Source organism: Streptomyces bambusae (assembly GCF_019400985.1).
Taxonomy (GTDB): domain Bacteria; phylum Actinomycetota; class Actinomycetes; order Streptomycetales; family Streptomycetaceae; genus Streptomyces; species Streptomyces bambusae_A.
Map to the genome: position 1 here is coordinate 1 of NZ_WTFF01000374.1, position 6,647 is coordinate 6,647.

4 protein-coding genes are annotated in these 6,647 nt (G+C 72.1%); 2 read left to right on the plus strand and 2 right to left on the minus strand.

The features are described from left to right. Positions 1–243: 243 nt before the first annotated feature. On the minus strand, positions 244–651 hold the full coding sequence (locus GPJ59_RS31775) for a cobalamin B12-binding domain-containing protein (protein ID WP_219671381.1): 408 nt from the start codon (positions 649–651) through the stop codon (positions 244–246). A gap of 300 nt (positions 652–951) precedes the next feature. Here GPJ59_RS31775 and GPJ59_RS31780 point away from each other — a divergent pair, with 300 nt between their 5' ends. Continuing rightward, entirely contained in the window at positions 952–1,737 is a 786-nt protein-coding gene (locus GPJ59_RS31780; RefSeq protein ID WP_219671382.1) for an esterase/lipase family protein, read from the plus strand. A gap of 300 nt (positions 1,738–2,037) precedes the next feature. Further along, on the plus strand, positions 2,038–3,498 hold the full coding sequence (locus GPJ59_RS31785; RefSeq protein WP_308120595.1) for a peptidoglycan DD-metalloendopeptidase family protein: 1,461 nt from the start codon (positions 2,038–2,040) through the stop codon (positions 3,496–3,498). Positions 3,499–3,544: 46 nt separating this feature from the next. Here GPJ59_RS31785 and GPJ59_RS31790 read toward each other — a convergent pair whose 3' ends face one another. Then, positions 3,545–6,190 carry an ATP-dependent DNA helicase gene (locus tag GPJ59_RS31790; protein WP_219671383.1) on the minus strand — a complete coding sequence of 882 codons (2,646 nt, stop codon included), beginning with the start codon at positions 6,188–6,190 and terminating at the stop codon, positions 3,545–3,547. Positions 6,191–6,647: the final 457 nt, after the last annotated feature.

Genomic DNA, 6,647 nt, shown 5'->3' on the forward strand with positions numbered 1-6,647 from the left:
GTCCCGGCCCGGGCAGGGTCCGCCCCTGGGAGCGGTCCAGGCCGGCACGGTGCAGGCTCCGGCCCGGCAGGGTGCGGGCCCAGCCCCGGTCCCGGTCCCGGTCCCGGTCCGGCAGGGTGCGGGCCCAGCCCCGGTCCCGGCCCGGGCAGGGGCCGCGCCCGGGAGCGGTCCAGGCCCCGGCACGGTGCAGGTCCCGGTCTGGCAGGGTGCGGGACCGGCGCTGGGCGCGGCGCGGGTGTGCGGCTATGCCGGGCGGTGGATGTTTGTGCGGACCCAGTCCACGATTGCCGTTGTCGTGGCGCCCGGGGTGAAGATTTCGGCCACGCCCTTGGCCTTGAGGGGGGCGATGTCGTCGTCCGGGATGATGCCGCCGCCGAAGACCTTGATGTCCTCCGCGTCGCGCTCCTTGAGGAGGTCCAGGACGCGGGCGAACAGCGTGTTGTGGGCGCCCGAGAGGATGGACAGGCCGATCGCGTCGGCGTCCTCCTGGATCGCGGTGTCCACGATCTGCTCCGGCGTCTGGTGCAGGCCGGTGTAGATGACCTCCATGCCCGCGTCGCGCAGAGCGCGCGCGATGACCTTGGCGCCCCGGTCGTGGCCGTCAAGCCCTGGCTTGGCCACCACCACGCGGATCGGACCGGTCACACCCATCGCACTGCCTCCTGAGTGAACGAACGTAGTGAACGAACGTTAAGCAACGTGAGCACAGCATCGCGCACCTCCTCGTTTCGCGGTCAAGCGGGAGGGGGAAATCACACGTGGGACGCCATTGATTCACACGCACCGGTCGCACAGGGAGCCGCAACGAGTCGCCGCGCCACCGCGCCGTCAGCCGCACGGCACGGTGGCGCGGCACATCGGCAGATCGAAAGGTCAGCAGATCGAAAGGTCGGCAGATCGACAGGTCGGCGCATCGGCAGTCCGGGAGCCGCGGGGGGCAGGGGGCCGTCGATGGGGTTGTCGTACGTCATCACCGTGCCGAGGTCGGGCGCCGCGCTGCGTGCCGCCGCCCTCGAGGCCGTCGTCCTCGCCGGGCACGTCGTCCTCTACCCCAGCGGTGTGCGCCAGGAGCGGCCGCGCCCGGGCGGGGAGCGCGGCGCCCGCCCGCCGGTGCTCCTGCTGCACGGCTTCAACGACAACCGGTCCGTCTTCGTGCTGCTGCGCCGGGCCCTCGGTGCGGGCGGACTGCGCCGCGTGGAGGCGTACAACTACTCCCCGTTCAGCCACGATCTGCGGGGCATCGCCGAACTGTTGGCCGTCCGCGTCCAGGAGCTGTGCGAGCGGTCCGGGCACGGGCAGGTGGACATCGTCGGCCACAGCCTCGGCGGGCTCGCCGCCCGCTACTACGTGCAGCGCCTCGGCGGTGACGCCCGGGTGCACACGATCGTCACTCTCGGTGCCCCCCACTCGGGCACCCGGGTCGCGCCGTTCATGGACGCGCACCCCCTCGTGCGCCAGATCCGTCCGGATTCCGAGGTGATGGCCGAATTGCGCTCCCCCGCACCCGGCTGCCGCACCCGATTCGTGGCGTTCTGGAGCGAGTTCGACGCCATCATGTCGCCGCCCGAGACCGCCCAGGTCGCCCATCCCGATCTCATCGCGGTGAACGTGCAGGTCACCGGCATCGGACACCTCGCCCTGGCCGCCCATCCGGCCGTCATCGCGGCGGTCCGGCGGGCCCTGGACGGGCCGGTGGGCGCTCTCGGCGGGGCGTCCGGGGCCGTCTCCGCCGCCTGACATGCAGACAACGGCCAGTCGAACGCATTTCGAACTCAAGGCCAAGGCTCGGCCTTTGAGCGACCGAAAGACGGCCGAATGCCCGGTTCCGCAAGACCCGGAACCCCCCGAAGATTGTCGTTGCCAGTAACCGCCGGGTACAGTCACGCCACTGCTCTCCTCCGGGGAACCTGAGATTCCCCGGCCACCCAGGCCACCACTGCCGAGGCGAAAGAGAAGTTGGTGAACGACCGCCCCTCGTCGGGCCAGTACCCGGATCTCGGGCACGACGGCCTTTCCACCACCACTTTCGCTGGTGATGTGTCCTACGGTTCCTTTGAAACGCAGGGCCAGGGGTACAACTACGCTGCCTACGGCTCGTACGAGTACGAGACCGGCGCGTACGACAGCAGCGCATGGACCGCCGTCGGCGGCCAGGACTACATGTCGACCATTCCCGCGCAGGCCGCCTCGCACGAGGCGACCCAGGTGTGGAGCACCACCGACTACCAGGCCTCGTCGTTCGGTTACGACACCTCGGGCGGCCAGGGTTACGACACCTCGGGCAGCCAGAGCGGCCACTGGGGGACGCCCGGCTACGGCGTCGGCAGCCCCGAGACCGGCGCGTACGACGCCACTGCCTGGAACAGCGTGCCGCAGGAGGAACTCCCGCAGCAGCTCCAGCCGGAGGCCGCCTACACCTACGGGTACGAGCAGCAGCCGCAGCACGCGTACGAGGCCACGGCCGTGTTCGAGGTCCCCACCGACCTCGCCTCCGCCCCCACGGCCACCTTCGAAGCCGTCCACCCCGAGCACCTGTCCGTGCCCGTGCCCGCCCCCGTCGAGGACGTCGCCGACGCACACGGCATGTACGAAGCGCAGGACGCATCGGACACGCCCGAGGTGCTCGACGCGCTCGACCCGCTCGACCCGCAGGACGTGCACGCCGCCGAGACCCAGATCATGACCGTCGCGCCGGCCGCACCCGCGGAGCCGTCCGTGCCGCGCTCGGCGCGCCGGGCCGCCGCCAAGGGCGGCAGCAGCCGCCGCCGTACCCCGGCGAAGCGTTCCGCCCTGCTCACGGTGGCCGTACCGTCGGCCTGCGTCATGGGCGTCGCGGGTGTCGCCGCCGCCTCCGTCAGCGGTCTGACCGGCGGCCAGCAGCCCTCCGAGGACACCACCACGATGGCGGCGCCCGACCCGGCCTCGGTCAAGCCGGTCGCCGCGAACAACAAGCTCGACACCCAGCTCGCCGCGCTCAGCGCGGACGCGGGCGACTTCGCGGACCGCGCGAGCCGCACCCAGGAGCGCATCGACCTGCGCGAGCGCCAGGAGCTGGAGAAGAAGAAGCGCGAGGCCGAGGCGGCCGCCAAGGAGGCGGCCCGGCCCAAGTTCTCCCTCCCGGTCGCCCAGCACGGCCTGAGCGCCGGCTACGGCCAGTCCGGCGTCAACTGGATGTCGCTGCACACCGGCATCGACTTCCCGGTCGCCTACGGCACCGCGGTCATGGCCGCCACCGACGGCACCGTGCGCACCCAGTGGAACAGCGCCTACGGCAACATGGTGATACTCACCGCCCCCGACGGCACCGAGACCTGGTACTGCCACCTGAGCACGGCCAAGATCCGGTCCGGCAAGGTCAAGGCCGGCGACGTCATCGCCTACTCGGGCAACTCCGGCAACTCCACCGGCCCGCACCTGCACTTCGAGGTGCGCCCCGGCGGCGGCTCCCCGGTCGACCCGAGCTCCTGGCTCCGCGCCCACGGCCTCAACCCGAACTGACGAGCCTGACGAGCTCCGGGGCCGCAACGACCCCGGAGCCTCGCGCTCAGAGTTTCTGCACCGGCGCGTACCGCAGCAGCAGCCGCTTCGGCTTGGCGTCCCCGAAGTCGATCGTGGCCTGCGCGTCCGCGCCGGACCCCTTGACCTCCGTGACCGTGCCCAGCCCGAACTGGTCGTGCGTGACCCGGTCGCCGACGGCCAGCGCGACGACCTGCTTCTCGGTGGCACGGCGCGTGGCGAAGCCCGACGGGCCCGAGCGGGTGCGCGCGGACGACAGGAACGCCTCCGGCGAGGTGCCGAACGACGCCCTGCCCGAGCCGCCGCTGCCACTGCCGCCGCCGATGCCGCGCATCGGGCCGGCCGGCTTCTGCGCGCCCGTGCGCTTCCACCGCAGGTACTGGTCCGGGATCTCCTCCAGGAACCGCGACGGCGGGTTGTACGAGGGCGTCCCCCACGCGCTGCGCATCGCCGAGCGGGTCAGGTAGAGCCGCTCACGGGCGCGGGTGATGCCGACGTAGGCCAGCCGCCGTTCCTCCTCCAGCTCCTTGGTCTGCCCCAGCGCCCGCATGTGCGGGAAGACCCCGTCCTCCATGCCGGTCAGGAAGACCACCGGGAACTCCAGGCCCTTGGCGGTGTGCAGGGTCATCAGCGTGATGACGCCCGCGCCTTCCTCGTCCTCGTCCGGGATCTGGTCCGAGTCGGCGACGAGGGCGACCTGCTCCAGGAACTCGGCGAGGGTGCCGCCCGGGGTCCCGGCCGCAACGGCACCGGCCGCAGCGGCACCGGCAGCACCGGCACCGCCAGCAGCGGGACCTGCGGCGTCCGCCCCGGCAACACCAGCGTCCGCCCCGGCAGCACCAGCATCCGCCGCAGCGGCCGGCGCCTCACCGCGCGCCTGCTCGAACTCCAGCGCCACGGCGGCGAGCTCCTGGAGGTTCTCGATCCGTGTCTCGTCCTGCGGGTCGGTCGAGGCCTGCAGCTCGGCCAGGTACCCGGTGCGCTCCAGCACCGCCTCCAGCACCACCGCGGGACCCGCGCCCGACTCGGCGATGGTCCGCAGCTCCTCCATCAGCACATTGAACCGCTTGACGGCGTTGGTGGACCGCGCGGCCATCCCGTACGCCTCGTCCACCCGGCGCAGTGCCTGCGGGAAGGTGATCCGCTCGCGCAGCGCCAGCGCGTCGATCATGGCCTCGGCGCGCTCGCCGATGCCGCGCTTGGGCACGTTCAGGATCCGGCGCAGCGGGACGGTGTCCTCGGGGTTGGCCAGGACGCGCAGGTAGGCCAGGACGTCCCGGACCTCCTTGCGCTCGTAGAACCGCACGCCGCCGACGACCTTGTACGGCAGCCCGACCCGGATGAAGATCTCCTCGAAGACGCGGGACTGGGCGTTGGTGCGGTAGAAGACCGCCACGTCGCCCGCCTTGGCCTCGCCCGCATCCGTCAGCCGGTCGATCTCGTCGGCGACGAACTGCGCCTCGTCGTGCTCGGTGTCGGCGACGTAACCGGTGATGGTGGCGCCGGTGCCGGCGTCCGTCCACAGGTTCTTCGGGCGGCGGTTCTCGTTGCGCTCGATGACGGCGTTGGCCGCGGACAGGATGGTCTGCGTGGAGCGGTAGTTCTGCTCCAGCAGGATCGTCGTGGCGTCCTTGTAGTCCTCCTCGAACTGGAGGATGTTGCGGATCGTCGCGCCGCGGAACGCGTAGATCGACTGGTCGGCGTCGCCGACGACGCACAGCTCGCCGGGCGCCAGGTCCGGGTAGCCGGGGCCGACCAGCTCGCGGACCAGGGTGTACTGCGCGTGGTTGGTGTCCTGGTACTCGTCGACCAGCACGTGCCGGAAGCGGCGCCGGTAGTGCTCGGCGACGTCCGGGAACGCCTGGAGCAGGTGCACCGTCGTCATGATGATGTCGTCGAAGTCCAGCGCGTTCGCCTCGCGCAGCCGCGACTGGTACATCGCGTACGCCTGCGCGAGGGTCTTCTCGAAACCGTCGGCAGCCTGCCCGGCGAAGGCGTCCTCGTCGATCAGCTCGTTCTTGAGGTTCGAGATCTTGGCGCTGAAGGACTTGGGCGGGTAGCGCTTGGGGTCCAGGTCGAGGTCCCGGCACACCAGCGCCATCAGGCGCTTGGAGTCGGCGGCGTCGTAGATCGAGAAGGACGAGGTGAAGCCGAGCCTCTTGGACTCGCGGCGCAGGATGCGGACGCAGGCGCTGTGGAAGGTGGACACCCACATCGCGTTCGCGCGGGGGCCGACCAGGGCCTCGACGCGCTCCTTCATCTCACCGGCGGCCTTGTTGGTGAAGGTGATCGCGAGGATCTGGCCGGGGTGGACGCCGCGGGCGGCGAGCAGGTGCCCGATGCGGTGGGTGAGCACGCGCGTCTTGCCGGAGCCGGCGCCGGCCACGATGAGCAGGGGCGAGCCGGCGTGCACGACGGCGGCGCGCTGCTGCTCGTTCAGCCCGTCGAGCAGGGTGGCCGGGTCGATCACGGGCTTGGGCGAGCCGTCGCGGTAGTACGCGTCACCGCTCATGGGCATGTCGAAGCGACCCTCGAAGAGGTCGTCCGCGCCGGCCGCGTCCGCGGGGTCCGGGGCGTAGCCCCCGGGGCCGTCGAGGTCCTCGGGCGGCGGCGGGGGCTCCGCGTCGCCACGGGAGAGGTCCGCCAGGAAACTGTCGTCAAAGAGGCTGCTCATCGCCTTCCGAGTTTAGGGCTCAGCACCGACAGGCGGTCCCGGCGCCGGAAAATTGGCCCCGCGGCGGCGGGCGGGACCCGTGCTGCGCCCCGTCCCCGGTCCCTACGGGCGACGCATATGCCGCGCGGGGCCTTCCCGGCGCAACCGCTCGGCGCTAGCGTTCCGGGGCCCGGGAGGAGGTCCCGTCCGTGTCGTACGCGCGTGGTGAGCTGAGCCGGCGCAAGCAGTGGACGCAGGTCCGATTAGCGGCGGCCGCCGCACTGCTGTCCCACCGCCGCCCCCCGGCCCGAGGCCCGACCGAAGCCGGGGCGGGGGCCGGGGCCGTGACCGGAGCGGGGCTCCGGGCCGGAGCCGAGGCGGGTACGGCGGCCGTGACGGCGGCCGGGACCGGAGCCGGGGTCCGGGCCGGTGTCCTGGCCGTGGCGTTCGCCCGGGCCCAGCTGGGCAAGCCGTACGT